Genomic DNA, 18,355 nt, shown 5'->3' on the forward strand with positions numbered 1-18,355 from the left:
CACTTTCTATACTGTTTGTTTTACTATAAACCGATCGGTTTATTAATGCAAGTATAAATTAGTATTTTTAAAAGATATATGTATAGATTTGGAGTTTATTAGGTGAAACTAGTTCATAATGATAGTGAACTTTGGATCAATTTGGTTATACTTAAAGTACATTACCGCTAACACTATATACGAAGATACAGTATGAGAGAGTATCAGGATTAGTTTGAATATCAATCGTAATCTGGAATGCATCCGTGGATCTTCAAAAGATCAAAGTGCAGATCGGTAAAGAGAAAGAACTATTTCTGCAGATACGGAGACTGGAGTATTTTATTGCTCGTCAGGTAAAATACATCTATAGACGCTTTATAAAAATGTAGAATGCTCTACATAGTACGTTACTGTTAAATCGTCTTCAGTTTATTTTGCAATCAAGATCGGGTAAAGAGATTGTAGTTGAAAAGTAATCAATAAATTTCTAGATTGAATTGATAAATGAAGTAAGAGCGTATAGATAGTATGATCTTAAATTAAATAAAGGAGCATACAACGTAGATTTTTTATCAATAGAGCATCATATATACATATGTACAAAATACGAGTTTTGTGATTATGTATGAAGGATTTGAAGTCACGTATGTTTTATCTTATTTTATATCTACAGTTATTACTCATATATTGTATATCCCGTTAGCTTTTTATTATTTAACAATTGCTAATCTTAATTCTTTATTGCCGCTCTTTGATGATTTCAATATCTAAATTAAATAAACCCTGTACATTTTATTTTATCATGCCTACATAAGATTTATTTAATTTTATTGCTTACTACAGTTATTGTATTTGAATACTTATTTATTATTTACTTTAATTCATCTATTGATTCCAGCAAATTATTGATCATTTTTATTAGAATCTCGATCTCTTTATTAGATCGAGATTCTAATAAAAATTGAAGTCGATTTAGCATGTCTGGCAATTCCTTAGATAGCTTAGTATCGTAGTTCTTAAATAATTGCAAAGGCTTAATATTTAAAACAACTAGATTTTTTTGTAAAGTATCTAAAGAGATATTACGCTCTCCACGCTCAATATCTCCAACATAAGGTTGTGGTAATTCTACCATTTCCCCTAACTGAGCCTGTGTCAAATTTTGTGCCTTTCTATAAAAACGAATTCGTTCACCTACATAAGAATTTATATTTCTCCAGCTGCTCCTAATATCAAAACATTCAATATTAAATCTCCCTTTACAAGTGTTGATTAAAAAAATCATTTATTTTTTGGAACGGTATTTTATCTTTTTGATCATATAAAGTCGCATGACCTGCGTCTTTAACAACATATAATTCTTTAGGCTCTTTGGCATGTTCGTAAGCCCAGTCGGTATGCGGTTTTGTAAGTGCCTTATCTCCTGCAATCAGCAGTATGGGTCTAGGTGAAATTTCATCAATGTATTGCATTATCTTTGTTGCCATAAATGATAACGGCATTGTGGCATTCCATGTACTATTCGATAAGATCGAATTCTCATGGAATCCTCGCTCAGTACGATAATAGTTATACACGTTTTTACCCTCATCAGGTTCATTTTCTGGGTAACCGTTCGGAAATCTATCCGCACCGGGAGTATTAGTGCGATTTTCAGCGTCAATCCAACGTTGGTTCGCTAACGCATTCAATGTGGTCGTTCTCTCCGCGGTTGGGACGTCACCCATTGCGGAAATATTATACATGGAAACTGTAATTACCGCTTTTACTCGCTTATCGATTGATGCCGCGTTTAAAGCAAAGCCCCCCCAGCCACAAAGCCCGATCATGCCTATACGTTCACGATCAACATTAGGCTGAAGCCCAAGCTCATCTACAGCTGCCATGAAATCTTCCGTGCTGATATCTGGTGATGCAACATGACGAGGAATTCCACCGCTTTCACCCGTATACGAACCATCGAAAGCCAATGTTACGAAACCAAGCGCAGCCATTTCATTGGCATAGAATCCAGACGCTTGTTCTTTTACGGCTCCAAATGGACCACCAATTACAAGTGCAGACGACTTTTTTTTCTCAATATTCTTTGGAAAATATAGGTCCGCAGCTAATTCGATACCAAAACAATTTTTAAAACGGAGTTCTGTTCTTTTAACATTCTCGTTCAATTTGAAAGTGAATTTTCTCGATCGCTCAGTTCCATAATTATACTGGGGAAATGATACATCATGATAGCGTAGCCTACCAGCAGTATAGGATCTCTTACTACAGGGATAAGCGAATACAAGAGCTGCGCGGCATCCTGCATAGCTGCGATATACAGAACCGCGTCCTGGTTGCATACAATTTGGGTTGTTCCTTTTGTTTGTACGATCGACTATATCGCGCTTCCAGCTCCGTTTTCTTCTATCAGATAAGCATATTCACTTTACAATTGAAAATACTTCTATTGCAGTTGATCTTCTATGCTCGTCACGATCCGTCATCTCGATTTTATTATAGGCACTAGTGAATCTTGATATTCAATGGTTATGTTTATTTTATAAAAAGACCTCTTGTACGTTCAAAAAATGTACAAGAGGTCTCCCAAAAACTTGATTTAATTATTAGCTTACATCACGCAGTATTCAGACTTTGATTTTGCGACCTTTCCAACTCACGGAACGGAAAACATTTACCCTGATAAACGAATATAAATAGATGCCTATAAAAAACGCAAACCATATCGGGTAAACAAGAAAAATCACTTTTTTGAAGTCCCCCACCCTACTGGCAAACCATCCTGTCTGAATGACATACAGAACATATAATATCCCGCTCAACAGGATCATAGCAGGATTCCATCTTATCAGAGAAGAAACTAGAGCGGATGCAGCAATGAAACTGCCGGATATCCATAAGATGACCATGAACATGACAACTGGATGCGTCGATTTGGAACCGACGGCAAAACTTTTGCACCAGCCCTCGATCAGACTGCCAATGCCTTCAGGATACATGCGCAGAGAGATAATACCTTTCCCCCCCAGGCAGCGTACAGGAAGATTTTGTTTAAGAAACGCCTCTCCCAGTGCCAGATCATCCATTATGGCTCCTTCGATTATTTTATGCCCGCCGGACAAAAAATAATCGTCGCGATTGCATAAAATGCACGGACCGAACGAACCGGCCGTTTTAAACCGAGAACCCCAAACGGTAAACAGATTCATCCCGGTTACAACGATAATGTTAAAAATAACAGAAAGATGTTCATACCAGTGCTCTACCGTATGAAAAGGCTGCAGCGCTGTAATACCTCTGGCTCCCTTTTCCTGATAAAACTGCAGCAGATGGTTTAGCCCCTCTGCGCTTTCGAATTTGGTATCCGCGTCCAAAAATAATAACCAGCTTCCTTTAGCCTGTTCGGCGCCGTACCAGCAGGCTGAGGATTTCCCCGCTCCTTCGTTCTGCAGCACCTTTGCGCCGAAACTTTCTGCTACAGCAGCGGTCTTGTCTGATGAATCGTCATCCACAACCAGAATTTCGAATGAAGTAAACCGCTGCTCCTGTAGGGACCGCAGCAAAGGCACAATCCTGCTTTCTTCATTTCTGGCAGGAATAATAATAGACAGAAACGGTAGATTGGTTGCCCCTCTGGCGGAGGCACGGGGCACAGGCAGCGACCAGAACATGAGGAAGCCGACTATCACTGTCCCAAATCCAATCGCCAGTTTAATAATGTCCAAAGCCGTTATAACATTCGCCCCCTTTCTTTATTTCACCGAATAATCAAACAGCTCGCCTGTATCATCCTGGATCAATTCCTGGGCGGCGATTTTGGCAGACAGAAGTACGATTGGAACGCCAGCGCCGGGATGTGTACTGCTTCCCGTAAAGTACAAATTTTCGCAATCGCTCGCTTTGCTTTGCGGACGGTAGTGGTTGCTTTGTTTTAAAATAGGCTGCAAACCAAATGAAGCACCATTATACGCATTGAACTTGGAACTAAAATCCAGCGGTGTGATATGCGTTTCGGTCACAATCTCATTATCCATATTTTCAAAACCACGAATCTTTTTCAATTCATTTAAGATGTAACTGCGATAATAAGCAACCGTCTCCTCGTTCCACTCATAATTGGATTCGGCTGCATTGGATACAGGCATCAGAATATACAATCCATCTGTTCCTTCAGGAGCCATGGAAGGATCTGCTTTTGACGCGATATACACGTAAAAAGAAGCATTCGTCAGTTTTTTTCCATCAAAAATATCATTGAGATTCTGGTCCAGATCCTCATTGAAAATAAAATTATGCACATGGTCCGTTTCTTCATACTTGCGGTTCATACCGAGGTACAGCAGGAAACAGGAGCAAGAATATTTCATGCTGTCGACTTTCTCGTCGGTATACTGTCCTTTGGAAGGCTTGTCTTGTACAAGATGCTTGATCGCATAAGGAAAGTCTGCGTTGCAAACGACATAATCCGAAGAAATGTTTTGCCCGCCCACGACAATCCCTTCTGCTTTTTGATTTTGAATAGATATCTGCTGTACATCTTGGCCGTAATGAATGATTCCTCCAAGCTCTTTGAAGAGTCTTTCCATCGACAAAGCCATCGTATACATCCCGCCCTTAATAAACCATACTCCATATAAAAATTGAAGCATAGGAATCATGGTATAAAAAGAAGGGCTAGTCAGAGGTGAAATGCCAATATATAACGTTTGAAAGCTGATCATCTGTCTCAGCCTTTTGTTCTTGATATATCGACCGACAAATTTATCCGCGGTATCGTAAGGTTTTAATTTGATTGCCTTCTTCAGCATCGGGAAGTTATAAAAGTCACTCCTTTTACGGAAAGGTCTGGGAAGAATATAATTTTTAGCAATGATGAATTTTTGATAAATCTCATGCAGATACCGGAAAAAGCCTGCTGTATCTTCTTCACTGATCGCTTCGATCGTTTTGGTCAGCTTGGTCATATCGGAGGAAATGTCAAAAGGCTCATCAGGAATATCACTAAAATAAGCCCGGTAAATCGGATCTAGTTTTTCCATGGGAATATAATCGTCCGGATCGCGGCCGCACACTTCGAATAGTTCCCGATAGATTTCGGGCATCATCACGATGCTAGGTCCCAAATCGAATTTGTATCCTCCATCCAGTTCGATCCGGTTCATTTTACCACCGGGTTTTGAACCTTTTTCGTAGATCTCTACTTGGTAGCCAGCAGCCTGAAGCCTGATGGCAGAGGCAAGACCCGCCACCCCGCTTCCGATGACAATTACCTTTTTACTCATACAAAATCCTCATTTCCGCATCCTGTTTCTTTGTTCCGATACTGGTCGTTTAAAGAATCCGCTTTCTCAACTTTTTCAAAGCTTTCATGTTTCGTTCCGAATAAGGCGGGAATTTACCCGAAAAGCGTAGATAATGATACGTTCGAACGCTCGTTTTTTCATAGCTAAAAGCCAAAAAACCGGCTTTGCCATGGTAAGCGCCGTATCCGCTTTGGCCAACTCCGCCAAACGCAATATGGGGACTCGCCGCATGATGGATCACTTGATTGACACTAATCGTCGAGGAGCGCATGTATTCATTAAATTGCTCAATGCGATGTTTGTCAGTGCTGAATATGTATCCAGTAAGGGCATCGCGCTGAAGAATACCGCTGGATAATAACGAATTCAAATCGGTATAGGGAATAACAGGAAGAACCGGACCGAAAATTTCTTCTTCCAGAACGGAACTTCCCGGCTCCATATCCGTCAACACGGTTGGAGCGATAAACCGGTCGGCTTGATCATACATACCGCCATACTCAACTGTGCCCTGTGCGATAAAATGGATCACCTTTTGAAAATGGGCTTCGGTACAGATTCGTCCATAATCTTCGCTTGTCTGAGGCTGCTCCCCATAGAAATCAGCAAGCACCGTAGAAATTTCCGCCAGCGTTTTTTCGTAAACGGAGCGCTGTACAAAAAGGGTATCCGGCGCAATACAAGTTTGGCCGGCATTGATAAATTTTCCCCATATAATGTCCTTAACAGCGGCTGCCGAAAAGCCCGTTTCGTCAAGGATACACGGGTTTTTCCCACCGAGTTCCAGAATTACCGGCGTAAGCTGCTTGGCTGCCTGATCCGCCACCCGCTTACCGGTTTGCCCGCTGCCTGTGAAAAAAATCAAATCAAACGGTGCTGTAGTCAGCTGGCTGGCGATTTGCGAATCTCCTGTGACCACGTGCAGTTGTTCAAGCGGAAATGCCTGATTGATGATTTCTTTTAGCAGTTCGGCTACTGCCGGCGCATATTCGGACGGCTTGATAATACAAGAGTTCCCTCCAGCGATGGCTCCGATCACAGGCATCAGGGTAAGCTGGACCGGATAATTCCATGAACCGATAACCAGTACGCTTCCGTACGGATGTCTCTTTTTCCGGAGTGATTCGATATAGCCTAATTTCAAGTGCCGGGAACGCCGGGTACGATTCCATTTAGCGATATGCTTGCAGACGTAATCGATTTCGTTCAACAGAACGGCAATCTCCGATGAAAAAGATTCAAACGCCGGTTTACCCAGATCGGAATAAAGCGCATCCGTTAATTCTTTTTCGCGTTTCACCAGAATATTTTTCAGCTTTAAAAGCTGTTTTTTACGCATCTCGTTTGAAGGGCTGCCTTGGCGCAGTAATTCTTCACGCTGCTTTTCAGGCAAGGTCTTCAGAAAAGGATTTTCATTGTCCGGCATGTGCAACATCCCTCTGCACAATTTTTTTGCTGACCAGCTGGCCGCTTAACGTAACCATTGGCATTCCACCGCCCGGGTTTACCGTTCCGCCTACAAAATAGAGATTGTTATAGCGTTCGCTTTGTTTGGCATGCTTGAATCCTTTATTTTTTTTGCGATTGGATACCGTTCCGTAAATAGCACCGCGGTCAGAGCCATACGTCTTTCTGATATCTTCTGGTGTCCACATATCTCTAGTCACGATATTGGCTCGCAAATCATCTAAGCCCATTTTTTCCAGTTTGATCAGAACTCGTTCAGCAAATTGCTCATAGTCCTGCTGAGTGAACGGTTTCTGATCCCGTATGTAAGGAATATGGGGTAGTACTTTAATATTTTCATGTCCTTCAGGAGCCTGCGACGGATCGGTTTTATTCACGTTAACCAAATAAATGACTGGATCCTCCGGCAGGGTATGTTCGTGGAAAATGGACTGCATTTGCTGCTTCATGTTTTCCGCGAAAAAGAAATTATGATGGCGAAGCTGAGGATAGCTTTTTTTCACGCCCAAATGCAGCACAAGACCCGAACTGGCCGGTTCGAATTTTTTCTTTAATTTGTCTACAAAGCGGTTGTCTTCCTCCAGTAACCGTTCGTAAACCGGGATGACCTCCATATTGGAAACGTAATAATCCGCAGTCAGCTTTGTTCCGTCTTCCAAAAAGGCGCCCGTGATTTCGTCGTTGTTTTTTTCGAGTTTGACGATGGGTGTACCGAGATGGAAATGAACTCCCACTTCCTCGGCCAGCTTCACTAAACCGTCTGCCAGTTTATTCAATCCGCCAGGTACGTACCACAGCCCCTGATCATGTTGCATATAAATCATCATATTCAAAACAGCCGGTGCGTCGTAAGGCGACGAACCCACATATTTGATAAAGTAGGACAGCATATCGCGAAGCTGTTTATTGCTGATCCGCTTGTCGATTGCTCCATGAACAGTAGAAAACAAATCGAAATTTTTTAACGCACCAAACAGGCTCGTATGCTTCATAATTTCTCTTGTGCTATCTACACCATGCTTAAAATAGGTTTTGTCCGTCATATTGTAGATTTTTTTGGAATATTCAAGCAGATTCTGATACTCGCGCATATCTTTTTCACTCAGGGAGTCGTTTTTCTCCTTCATGTCCTGCAGATTTTCATATAGATCGATGATATTTCCGTCAGGGAAAAAGGAACGCCATTGATGGTTCAGCTTTTCGATCGGAACATAGTCCTGCATGGATTTACCGCTAGCATTAAACAAATGTTCAAACACCCGGGGCATTGTCAGAATAGATGGGCCCAAATCAAAACCGAAACCGTCCTGGTCCAGTCGGTTCAACTTCCCTCCGATGTGATTGTTTTTTTCATATAAAGATACCTCGTATCCTGCCTGTGCCAGCGAAATTGCAGCTGACAGTCCTCCGAGTCCGCCTCCGATAACCACTACGTTTTTGTTTGTCGTTTTCACTTGTCTTGTTTCTCCTTCCATCAATCAAGAATGGTGTTCATTGTGGCTCTAAGCCGGCATACGCCTTACTTTATTCTGCATACCGCTCATTCGCCGTTTCTCTGATTTTACGTGCAATCATTTCCCAGGCTTCCTCCGCTTTTTCTTTTGGACCCAGGTGGGTAAAAGCGTGTTTGCAGTCTTTGAATACTTTTTCCTCAATATGTACCCCAGCTTCCTTTAATTTCTCCGCATAATATTCCGCTTCCGGTCTGAAAGCATCATGTTCTGCGATGAGAATAAGGGCAGGTGCCAAATGTTCGCTGACGACAGCGCGAACTGGAGAAGCAAGAGGATGTTCTGCTTGACCTTTTTCCGGGACGTAGCACATGTTCAAAAAGTGAGCGGCCTGGGGATATCGTGCCCGCCATTTGTCCGTTTCCGGCTTGTCGGCATGCGGAGTCGCAAAATCCAGCATCGGGCATGACAGCACTTGAAGCAGCGGTTGCTTTTCCTTTTTTTTCTCCAAATAGAGACAGAGCGCAGCGGCCAGATTGGCTCCTGAACTTTGTCCGCCGACCATCATTTTTTCCGTGTCGATGTTCAAATCGTCGGCTCTACTCTGAATCCATCGAAACACTTCATAGACTTGTTCGAGTGGGTTAGGAAAAGGGTACTCCGGCGCTTTTGCATACTCTACATTCGCAATGATGCATGCTGTCCGGTTGGCCAGGTAACGGCAGTACGGATCGTCCATCTCCTTTTCGTGCATGATGAACGCTCCCCCGTGAAAATTAATATACAGCGGGAGTTTTTTCAGTTTGGATTTCGAGGGATAGTAGAAGGAAATATCCGTGAGTTTTACAGACGTCTCTACTTTCATCTCTTTTTTTTCCTTCACTGGCTCGAAGGAGAGCATGGGCGTCTTTTTCGCCTGATTAGGGAAAAGACGGAGTAACCTTGCAGCCATAAGGGTGAACATTAGGATAACCTCACTTTTTAACCGTTTAAACTGAAAATGAATCGTTTCTAGCATTAGTTCTCTAATGCTATTACCCTTTTTTCCTTTAAATGTACTAACTTTAAAAAAAAAGCGTCAAATACTGATTAATCAGCGTTTGACGTGACATTTTTGTGAAGAATATCTCATATTTATATTACGCATATGAGTTCTCCATTCAATCCCTATTTAGAAAACTTTATTTCCCGAAATAATACCCTTTCTTTATCTCGTCCAGCAGACCCGGGTGCTTCGCTTTCCATCCTAGCCTTTCACTTGTAAGTGTCGAGGATACAGGATTGTCTGCAGCAGCAAATGAACTCAGCCAACCGAAATGGTCTGCAGCTTGATCCGCTTTAATCGATTGGATCGGCAGACCGCTTTCCAAGCCGATCCATTCTGCAATATCCGCAAAAGGAATTCCTTCATCAGCAATTGCATGAAATCGGGATCCTGGAGTTCCTTGTTCTACAGCCAGTCTGAATAACCGGGCTGCATCGAGCCGGTGCACGGAAGGCCAGCGGTTGGCACCTTTCTCGATAAAAACAGACTTCTTTTTGGAACGTGCGATTTTAATGAGTGAAGGTAGCAGTCCGCCCTGATCTCCTTCTCCGTATACAATCGGAGGTAAGCGCACTATGGAAGCGCGAATCCCCTTTTCCGCCTGAATCAGCAGCGCTTTCTCCGAAGCCACTCGGCCGCCACCGACCGAATAGGGATCACCATCGTCTTCTTCCCTCGCCAATCTTCCCGCAGTAAGCGTCATCGTCGGCATAGCAATGACGAGCGCCCCTTGTTTTGCGGATAGTGCTGCGCCGAACGTTTCGATCGCGCGTTGCTCCATATGGATAGCCGCAGCCATGAACCGAGTAGACGCCTGACGGGGAGCCCCTCCAAGTGCAATACGCAGACGTGTCGACAGTCCGGCATGCGAAAATTTATGAAAAAACGCTGTATGGATTACCGTATCTGCTTTGTCTGCGGCTTTGCGCAAAAGTGCGGTATCCTCGACAGAACCTCGAATCGCCATCGCACCGATCGAAGTCAGACGTTCGACCGCCTCCTGCGAACGAACAAGACCAATCGTTTCGTGTCCATTCTCGATCAGTTCGCGAATAACAGCTGAACCGATAAATCCACTTGCTCCCGTTACTAGAATACGCATCATATTTCCTCCTTGTATGGTAACGCTTTTTCGATTGAACCCTTTGATTTACTGGAGTCTTTTGTGCTGGAACATTTCCTATCCTCCTGCTGAAGCTGCAAATTCTGAATACGGTACATGTTATTTACTATTTTAGAAAGAAAGCCGATAGAAAGTTTGACTATTTCACGCTTCTTCTTGCCTGATTCGAGACGTTTGAACAAATCGAACGGTTAACCGTATTGGCTGCGCAAAAAGACCTGACACCCAAAGGGCAGCAGGTCTTTTTAGAGCAACTGACAAGGTCTATAGAAAATGATACGTTTAGGGAACCAATTCTTTTCTTAGGCGAATGCTTATAAGCTAAGCTGACAAATAGTGGCTACTGTCTCCATTTGGCGATGTCTCGACTCGGCGGACTACCGAAAAAACGGCTGTAATCACGGCTGAACTGCGAATCGCTCACATAACCGACCAACCGGCAGGCGGTAATCGCATCCCGTTCCCCGGAGAGCATCAGCCGTCTGGCTTCCTGTAGACGGAGTGCTTTCTGATACTGCAGTGGACTTACGGCGGTGACCGACTTGAAATGTTCTCGGAACGATGACTCGCTAAGATGGACCATATCCGCCAGCTCAGCAATTTTGAACGACTCCGTAAAATGATTCCGTAGCCAGTCAATTGCTTTAGCAACGCGCTGTATGCTCGATCCGGCTAGTACCGTTTCTGCTACGTAGACCCCGATTGGACTGCGTAGCAGACGGATAAAAATTTCGTCTTCGGCCAGCGAGAGCAGCAGTCCGTTATCATCGAAATCGTCCAGGCATGCTACCAAGCGAGACATAGAAGCGATCAACGCTGGTTCGGCTTCCAATACATAGGCTGCACTCCGGTTTTCCATTATAGGCAGTCCGTCCGGGTAAACTTTCGGGACGAGCGCGGCAATTTTATCCGGATCAAGATAAATGCCTACACCCAGGAAAGGTTCGAATGGACTTGCCTGCACTGTCCGGATCGCTACAGGCAAGGCTACCGGAATGACCACCAATTGGGCGCCAAAGTATTCGGCCGTTTCCTCGCCGATTCTAATGATTTTTTTGCCCTGTGCTGCGATTCCTATGGTTGGCCAATACATGGTATGCATGTAATCAGACGGTTCCGGCTGCGAATAACGGTTGAAATATAATCCAGGAATGCGCGCGGCAGAGGTTCCGTCCCGCGTCATATGTAGATCAATCAGTCGGGCCAAACGGGCCGTTTCCTCACGTGCCTGCTCTTGCTTGTGTCCCGGCGAATGCTCGCTCCATTTGTTCATGATCCAGTATGCAGCTCCTATCGGATAGATTTGATTTTCATCTTACCATATGAGGTGATTTAATTCCGTTCAAAAGAATAAGAGGCAAAAAAGAAAGCTCTTTAAAGGCTCTCTTTTGCCTCTATATTTTAAATGCCATAGAAAAAGATAAACGTAGAAAGCTGGTATTTATAATACTCAGTCCCTGCTTTGGGTACGAAAATATATGCAGGACGAACGGGCCTTCCGGGAAAGTAATACATTTGATCTTTGTAGGGTCCTTCCCCTTCCGTGAATTTGGTTAACGTCGATGTACCGATATCTACCGTATCAACGTACGCCCATTTTTGCCCGTACGCTTCGATTTCTGGTGCGTGCGCTGCCCACCGCTTGACGGTAGAATATATCGTTGGTTTCACCTGGTACATCAGGAAAAGTTCTGTACCAATGTAAATAATGAATAGTGCTCCGATCGCCATTATCCATTTCAGCACTTGTCTGCGCATATTCACACCTCTATTTCTGTATTAATTTTCGTTGCTATATACATGCGTTATGACATTTGTGTTCCGTGTCCCCCATTTGATATGAAAATCATCCAGATCTGAGTCCCAGTTCTTTTTAACAACAAGATATTTGGAGTTTGTTTCGAGTATTTTGCGAACATACTCTCTATATCCTATAACCGTAACAATAGTTCTCTTCCCAACTATTAGGTATTTCGGACGTTATGCCATGATCCGTATTAATGCATGTCAAAATAAAGGAACAAAACAGATTTGTCTCTGCTTTGTTCCTTTCAAATACGTATAAAGAAAAATCCGCTTGATTCTATTGAATCGAGAAAACTTCTTTCTTTAACAAGCCTTCCGGTTTCTTGCCGATCGGGTCCTTATGGAAGTAATCACGAATAACTCCATCTTGCAGATAATTGGCAATTGAGACCATAATCATCCCTTGATCAAGTGCCAAGTAAGCTTTGGCCAGTTCGCCGGTCTCTACATTAACCGAGTCATAAAATCCGTACTTGCCAGCCATTTTCAATTTTTGCAGTGCTTTGATATTCTTCTGCGCTGCTTCTGGCGCATATTCCAGAGCCAGGAATGTAGCATGTGCTGTCACCGTGGAACTGTCCTTGTATCCTGAAGTTCCAAGCGGTGTCGCTGCAAATTCGCTGTATCCTGTCGGCGTTGCCGAAGGTGAAAATCCCCATGCAGGATAGCCCTTTTCCTTGGCGTATTCAATCTGCAATTGGACATGTCTTTTATTATTCAATCCCAGCGCTTTGGCGCCCAGTTCTTTTTCATTTATGACGATACCCGGCATAAGCGCTTCAAACATGCTGCCTCCCCAGCTCGGTACGAACTTCTTGCCTTTGTATATATAACTTCCTTCAAATACCTCTACACCATCGTAATTGACCACTTTACCTTGAGGAATCTGCGATTGCCAGTCGTATTCTGCTGGCATGGTACGATACATTTTCCACCAGTGTTCTTGCGGTACGTCTCCTTTACCGATTGCAATATAGCTTCCTACACGCGGTTCTGTATAGAACATGCCATAATGATGATCGGTTAATGCCCCTTTGGCGACGTCATAGCCTCCCCGGAATTGACCCACTTCCGGATCGTACAATGTTGTATAGTTCATATTGTCGACCATTTTGCTTGTTTGTCCATGAAGCTCCGGATACGCTTGACCAACGACGATTAGACCGGCTGACAACCAACCATTGTCTACCTGGGAGATGAACTGTCCCCAGTCTTTTTTGAGTGAGCCATCATCCGTGTTATACCAGTTATAGAACAGCCCATTCCATTTATCCAGCTTCTCCAGTGTACCGATAGTTGTCTGCAGACGTGATACTGCCTCCTTCTTACTAATCAGCCCCATTTGCTGCGCAGATACAGTACTCATCATGTACATGGCAATATTGGTAGGCGAAGTGCGTTTGGCTTCTTCGGTCCCTTTATCCGTAGTTCTGACCTCGTCGTAAGTGAGTCCAGTATCAGGATCTGTATAATCAGTAAAGTATTTATATGTCTTTTTTGCAACCGTTTTCAATTCTTTGTTGAATCCGGATGCTCTTTTGGAGTCTTGACCTGCTGCAAAGCTAGGCGCAGAAATCAGATTAGCTAATAAAGCAAAAGCTAACATTAGGCTGAGTATTCGTACTTTTCTCATGGTATTGCCTCCTTTTTATTCATTCGAAACGTTTCGACACTATAATAGCATGAAGTTTCCAATCTGGTAAAGATCGAATGGTAAACGCTTACAATTATGAAAGAAGAGCAAGCAAGTTATCTGTTATTCATAAAACAGCTATCTTGCTTACTCTCACGAAATCGGTTGTAATGACCTTTTCTATATACTCAAGTATTAACACGAAAGGTCAACAATGAAGTATATAGAACCAGTCAAAATATTAAAACTCAAATAGTTCGCTTTAGCATGCCCTTTACTCCCTAATCTGACAATCTCCCATAACTTCCGGTTGATAACGCATACTGTCTGACTCGGTAATGGTTCGGATCACTTTACATGGAACTCCAGCTGCCAAGGAATTAGCTGGAATATCTCGTGTCACCACACTTCCTGCGCCGATTACACATCCATCGCCAATAGTCACGCCACCACATACCGTTACATTGGCAGACAGCCACACATTATTACCGATCGTCACCGGTTTGGCATAACATAATGAATTGACTTCTCCATGCTGATCAATCATCTGCTGGCGTTCCGAAGCAATTAACGGATGTACCGGAGTAACGATAGTAACATTCGGTCCGAAGCTCGTATAATTACCTATCTTTACCTTGGCATCATCCTGAACCGTTAAATTGTAATTGGCAAAAAAGGAACTGCCAATCTCGGTGTGAGTCCCATAGTGAAAGAAAATAGGACCCTGCAAAAAGCAATTTTCTCCTCGTGCACCAAGCAGCTGCTGGAGAATCTCTTCTCGTTCCTCCACTTGATCCTCGAACGTAAGACTATATTGATGGCTAAGCTTGTGCGCTTTGGCTTTGATTTTTCGCAGATCGGCATGACCTGGATTGAACAATAACCCGTCAAAAATTCGTTGTTCTTCCGTCATCGTGCACCGCCTTTTCAAAGGTTGAATCAATCTGTATGGCTCCGAATATACGTATCCAGATAAGCATTGCTGAATTTCCCGGTAGGATCATACTTGTGAATCAATTCCTGAAATGCCGGTAGCTGATCAAACTGCTGCTGCAATGTCGCTGCCGGAACGGTGAACAGCTTGCCCCAGTGCGGACGCGCATGAAATGGTGCGAGTGCCTTTTCAAGCAGTGGCAGTACACGTTCCACACCCTCCCAATCGTCTTTCCAGGTAAAGTGAAACGCGACCGATGGCTGATTGTAAAACGGACTCATCCATAGATCATCTGCAGCGATTGTACGTACTTCACTCACAAATAATACCGGTGCCAGATGCTCTCTCAGTTCATGCACAGCCAGGCTTGCTTCATACATATGCTCACGAGCCATCAAATACTCGCTCTGCAGCTCCTTGCCGGCACTTGGTGTAAACTCCATTTTGAAATGAGCAAGCCGTTCATGCCACATTCCCGGCTTGCCCAGCTGCTCGGTACAGTTCTCGGCATGCATATCCGGGAGCGGATGCAAGGGGACCGTCGCAGGTGCTGCCCCATAAAAGTCGGCACGTCCTTCGTAACTTGGTCCGTCTTCCTCTCTGCTTTTGGTCCATACCTGGTGAAAGCTCAGCTGCTGCCAATCGGTGAACAAACTGACGCTGTAGGCGCTTGCAAAGATCTTTTCGCCATTATGCTGAAGCTCGGATACCGGCAGATTCTCATATACAAACTGCCTTACCTTATAAGTAGGCACTACCTTCAGCGTGAGCTTGGTAATGATGCCAAGAGCGCCCAGATGGATAACGACACCAGCAAACTCCTCGTCCCCCCGGTTAAACGTATGCAGCTGACCGTTTGCGTCAATCAGTTCAATCGCTTCGACAGCCGCTGCCAGACTGACATTGCTGCTACCCGATCCATGGGTCGATGTCGCTACAGCGCCTGCAATAGTGATATGCGGCAAAGATGCCAAATTATGCAGCGCGTAACCGGTTTCACTAAGCTGTGCACAAAGATCTCCATAGGTAGCACCGGCCTCTACTGTTACCGTACTGCGTTCTTCGTTCAATTCCAGCATGCGGTTCCAATGGCGTAGCGATACGAATACACCGTCTGTATCGGTAACCGAGTTGAACGTATGACCGCTGCCCAGTACTTTGATCTTTTTATGATTTTGGATCAATTGCTGCAGCTGGTCGATACTTTCAGGATAGATCATTTCAGTAGCACCGTATGTATAGTTACCGGCCCAGTTTTGATAACTCACTATAAATCCTCCCTTATTCCCCAATATGAGGTTGCCATGTTGATTCCTCTAATATAGCAAACTTCCTGTCTATAAATCCAGAATATGTAGAATGAATATTCAATCATCCCATCCAGTGTTAGAATAATCAAAAAAGAAAACGATCGGTAGAACAATATCGGTAATTATGAAAACAGGAAAGGACATATATGATGGAGCTGGACATGTATACACTGGGTAAAACCAATCTAAACCGTTACGCCGACTCTTTATCCACGGATGGAGCCACCTTTTCTATTCATTATTGGGTGCTATGCCCAAACATTATGATATTCCGCTGCATAGTCATTCTTTTTTTGAGATTTGTTATGTGGTTTCCGGAACCGGATTCTATATAGAAGATAACCGCATATTCGAACTCAAGACCGGTTCCCTGTTTATTTCAAGACCCAAGCAGAGGCACCGGATTAGCAGCCAGAACGGTCTATTTCTGCTTTATGTCGGCTTTGAGCTGAACAAAGATCATTCTGTTGAACAGTGGAATATGCTTATGGCCCGCGCTGCCATCTGTGAGCCTGTAGTAATTACACTTGACCCGGATAGCATGATTATACGACTGTGGGATTCTCTGCTTCTGCAAGCAGCTTGTACAGCAGGTACCCTGTCGCAGCGTATTTTGCATGATCTGGCCTGCGCTTTATTGCTATCTATGCTGAATGTTTTTGTACCTGAAGAATATTCTGTCCATCCACCAGTACCGAGTAAATCTGCTGTGGCTCTTTTCAGTCAGGCGCAACGGTTTATCAAAGATAATCTCTCTCTCCCTCTCCGCCTTATAGATACAGCTGCCTATCTGCACATATCAAGCAGACATCTGTCGAGAATCTTCACCCAACAATGGGGTGGCAGCTATTCTGATTATGTGCAGAATGAGAGATTACAGATGGCCGCCACACTCTTAAAAACAACCGGACACCCGATCAAAACGATTGCGCAAATGACAGGTTTCTCATCCGTGCAGTACTTCACGCGGGTATTCACGCTCAAATATCGCACAGCTCCCGGACTTTTCCGCACTCTGTATACAGATCAGACATCGCTTTCCTTTCAGGATCACAACAATTCGATTAGGTAGTTTTCTTTTATCTGATTTCCATCTATTTCCTATACAAATGTCTTCAAATGATAAACCTCTGTCCTTATATGCCAATGACAGAGGTTTATTGTTGTCTTAAAATTACAAGCATTACCACCCTGGTTGGTATAGAAATCTGAACATATAGGAAAACGCTATCATCAAGAATAGACCTGAAAGAATAGTCTGGAGGAGATTAACATGATGAAAACCGGATTGGTCACAGATATCCTGGGATATCTGCCCTTTGAAGAAATGCTGGATACCTGTGCCGCCATGGGAATCGAGACACTTGAGCTTGGCTGCGGGAACTGGTCCACTGCCCCTCATCTGGATCTGGATGAATTATTGAAAAGCGAACAAAGTCGCAGACAGTTTTGGGATGCTATCCGGTCCAGAGGGTTGGATATTGCTGCGCTAAACTGCTCCGGTAATACGTTGGATCCTACCGGCATCGGTGCAGCACACCGAGAGGTTGTAGACAAAACTTTTCAACTGGCAGGGCTGCTGGGCGTAGAGACGGTTGTCATGATGTCTGGCTGCCCGGCAGGAGGACCGGATGATCAACTTCCCAACTGGATTACGCATCCCATTTTGCCACCGCATTTTGCAAGTCTGAATTGGCAGTGGAATGAAGTGGCTCTTCCCTACTGGACAGAAGCAGTGAAGACAGCAGAATCCTATGGGGTAAAACGTATTGCTATTGAGAACCTGGGCTATAACCTGGTATATAATGCCGAGACCCTGCTGAAGCTGCGTCATGAAGTTGGACCCATGATTGGTATGAATCTGGATCCGAGCCATCTGTTTTGGATGGGAGGTGACCCGATTGCAGCAGCCCGGGAATTGGGTGACTCCATTTATCATGTCCATGCCAAGGATGTTCGCATTGAACGAGGAATCAGTAATGCCCAAGGATTGATCGATATCAAACCGATGGATCATTTTGCTTCCCGATCCTGGAATTATGTGGCGCTTGGCTATGGTCATGAGCTTGGATGGTGGAAAGAATTTTTCACAGTGATCAAGATGAGTGGTTATACAGGACCTATCGTTGTGGAGATGGAAGATCTGACGATGGATCCACTAACCGGTGTGCAGAAATCGATCCAGCTGCTGCAGGACGCACTGCCGAGAACATTTTCGCGTTCGAAAGTTGCTGTTACTGGATGATCTGGGCGCCACACGAAACATGCTGTCTTTAATTCTGTTTATGAAGGAGTGATTAT

At 44.0% G+C, this 18,355-nt stretch carries 15 protein-coding genes; 2 read left to right on the top strand and 13 right to left on the bottom strand.

Going from position 1 to position 18,355, the window contains the following annotated elements; translation table 11 throughout:
• Positions 1-853: 853 nt before the first annotated feature.
• The 13 genes from WH46_RS08415 to WH46_RS08475 all read right to left on the bottom strand — a co-directional run bounded on the left by WH46_RS08415 (position 854) and on the right by WH46_RS08475 (position 16,012).
• Positions 854-1,267, bottom strand: coding sequence for a helix-turn-helix domain-containing protein (locus tag WH46_RS08415; RefSeq protein ID WP_082208348.1), 414 nt, complete (start codon positions 1,265-1,267; stop codon positions 854-856).
• On the bottom strand, positions 1,242-2,324 hold the full coding sequence (locus WH46_RS08420) for an alpha/beta hydrolase (RefSeq protein ID WP_156172239.1): 1,083 nt from the start codon (positions 2,322-2,324) through the stop codon (positions 1,242-1,244). The genes WH46_RS08415 and WH46_RS08420 overlap by 26 nt, the downstream gene beginning before the upstream one ends.
• A 285-nt stretch (positions 2,325-2,609) precedes the next feature.
• The gene (locus WH46_RS08425) at positions 2,610-3,707 is read right to left on the bottom strand and encodes a glycosyltransferase (protein WP_052714163.1); all 1,098 of its coding nucleotides are present in this window, start codon (positions 3,705-3,707) and stop codon (positions 2,610-2,612) included.
• A 27-nt stretch (positions 3,708-3,734) separates the two neighbouring features.
• A complete protein-coding gene (locus WH46_RS08430) occupies positions 3,735-5,264 on the bottom strand; it encodes a phytoene desaturase family protein (RefSeq protein WP_046226394.1) in 1,530 nt (509 codons plus the stop codon).
• A gap of 49 nt (positions 5,265-5,313) precedes the next feature.
• Positions 5,314-6,711 (bottom strand): aldehyde dehydrogenase family protein, encoded by a 1,398-nt coding sequence (locus WH46_RS08435; protein ID WP_052714164.1) that lies wholly within the window; start codon positions 6,709-6,711, stop codon positions 5,314-5,316.
• Positions 6,698-8,227 carry a phytoene desaturase family protein gene (locus WH46_RS08440; RefSeq protein WP_231584346.1) on the bottom strand — a complete coding sequence of 510 codons (1,530 nt, stop codon included), beginning with the start codon at positions 8,225-8,227 and terminating at the stop codon, positions 6,698-6,700. The genes WH46_RS08435 and WH46_RS08440 overlap by 14 nt, the downstream gene beginning before the upstream one ends.
• A gap of 49 nt (positions 8,228-8,276) precedes the next feature.
• On the bottom strand, positions 8,277-9,167 hold the full coding sequence (locus WH46_RS08445) for an alpha/beta hydrolase (RefSeq protein WP_046227157.1): 891 nt from the start codon (positions 9,165-9,167) through the stop codon (positions 8,277-8,279).
• 217 nt (positions 9,168-9,384) lie between these two features.
• On the bottom strand, positions 9,385-10,353 hold the full coding sequence (locus WH46_RS08450) for an SDR family oxidoreductase (RefSeq protein WP_231584314.1): 969 nt from the start codon (positions 10,351-10,353) through the stop codon (positions 9,385-9,387).
• A 358-nt stretch (positions 10,354-10,711) separates the two neighbouring features.
• The gene (locus WH46_RS08455) at positions 10,712-11,644 is read right to left on the bottom strand and encodes an AraC family transcriptional regulator (protein WP_046226396.1); all 933 of its coding nucleotides are present in this window, start codon (positions 11,642-11,644) and stop codon (positions 10,712-10,714) included.
• Between the two features lie 128 nt (positions 11,645-11,772).
• Positions 11,773-12,129: a hypothetical protein gene (locus WH46_RS08460; RefSeq protein WP_046226397.1), complete on the bottom strand. Its 357-nt coding sequence runs from the start codon at positions 12,127-12,129 to the stop codon at positions 11,773-11,775.
• A 325-nt stretch (positions 12,130-12,454) separates the two neighbouring features.
• Entirely contained in the window at positions 12,455-13,810 is a 1,356-nt protein-coding gene (locus WH46_RS08465) for a glucoamylase family protein (RefSeq protein ID WP_046226398.1), read from the bottom strand.
• A gap of 274 nt (positions 13,811-14,084) precedes the next feature.
• Entirely contained in the window at positions 14,085-14,723 is a 639-nt protein-coding gene (locus WH46_RS08470) for a sugar O-acetyltransferase (RefSeq protein WP_046226399.1), read from the bottom strand.
• Positions 14,724-14,749: 26 nt separating this feature from the next.
• On the bottom strand, positions 14,750-16,012 hold the full coding sequence (locus WH46_RS08475; RefSeq protein WP_082208350.1) for an FAD-binding protein: 1,263 nt from the start codon (positions 16,010-16,012) through the stop codon (positions 14,750-14,752).
• A gap of 292 nt (positions 16,013-16,304) precedes the next feature.
• On the opposite strand from WH46_RS08475, the gene WH46_RS08480 reads away from it, so the two are divergent.
• Positions 16,305-17,126 carry a helix-turn-helix transcriptional regulator gene (locus WH46_RS08480; RefSeq protein WP_052714165.1) on the top strand — a complete coding sequence of 274 codons (822 nt, stop codon included), beginning with the start codon at positions 16,305-16,307 and terminating at the stop codon, positions 17,124-17,126.
• 204 nt (positions 17,127-17,330) lie between these two features.
• Complete coding sequence (locus tag WH46_RS08485; RefSeq protein ID WP_046226400.1) at positions 17,331-18,299, top strand: sugar phosphate isomerase/epimerase family protein; 969 nt, start codon at positions 17,331-17,333, stop codon at positions 18,297-18,299.
• The last annotated feature ends 56 nt before the right edge of the window (positions 18,300-18,355 follow it).

It is taken from the genome of Paenibacillus dauci, assembly GCF_000971985.1.
In the GTDB taxonomy this organism is placed as follows: domain Bacteria; phylum Bacillota; class Bacilli; order Paenibacillales; family Paenibacillaceae; genus Saccharibacillus; species Saccharibacillus dauci.

What these genes read in the sequence shown, in the direction of transcription:
- WH46_RS08415 (WP_082208348.1), bottom strand. Translation starts at nt 1,267, where the DNA reads ATGATTTTTTTAATCAACACTTGTAAAGGGAGATTTAATATTGAATGT.
- WH46_RS08420 (WP_156172239.1), bottom strand. Translation starts at nt 2,324, where the DNA reads ATGCAACCAGGACGCGGTTCTGTATATCGCAGCTATGCAGGATGCCGC.
- WH46_RS08435 (WP_052714164.1), bottom strand. Translation starts at nt 6,711, where the DNA reads ATGCCGGACAATGAAAATCCTTTTCTGAAGACCTTGCCTGAAAAGCAG.
- WH46_RS08465 (WP_046226398.1), bottom strand. Translation starts at nt 13,810, where the DNA reads ATGAGAAAAGTACGAATACTCAGCCTAATGTTAGCTTTTGCTTTATTA.
- WH46_RS08455 (WP_046226396.1), bottom strand. Translation starts at nt 11,644, where the DNA reads ATGAACAAATGGAGCGAGCATTCGCCGGGACACAAGCAAGAGCAGGCA.
- WH46_RS08430 (WP_046226394.1), bottom strand. Translation starts at nt 5,264, where the DNA reads ATGAGTAAAAAGGTAATTGTCATCGGAAGCGGGGTGGCGGGTCTTGCC.
- WH46_RS08460 (WP_046226397.1), bottom strand. Translation starts at nt 12,129, where the DNA reads ATGCGCAGACAAGTGCTGAAATGGATAATGGCGATCGGAGCACTATTC.
- WH46_RS08445 (WP_046227157.1), bottom strand. Translation starts at nt 9,167, where the DNA reads ATGTTCACCCTTATGGCTGCAAGGTTACTCCGTCTTTTCCCTAATCAG.
- WH46_RS08480 (WP_052714165.1), top strand. Translation starts at nt 16,305, where the DNA reads ATGCCCAAACATTATGATATTCCGCTGCATAGTCATTCTTTTTTTGAG.
- WH46_RS08470 (WP_046226399.1), bottom strand. Translation starts at nt 14,723, where the DNA reads ATGACGGAAGAACAACGAATTTTTGACGGGTTATTGTTCAATCCAGGT.
- WH46_RS08485 (WP_046226400.1), top strand. Translation starts at nt 17,331, where the DNA reads ATGAAAACCGGATTGGTCACAGATATCCTGGGATATCTGCCCTTTGAA.
- WH46_RS08450 (WP_231584314.1), bottom strand. Translation starts at nt 10,353, where the DNA reads ATGATGCGTATTCTAGTAACGGGAGCAAGTGGATTTATCGGTTCAGCT.
- WH46_RS08440 (WP_231584346.1), bottom strand. Translation starts at nt 8,227, where the DNA reads ATGGAAGGAGAAACAAGACAAGTGAAAACGACAAACAAAAACGTAGTG.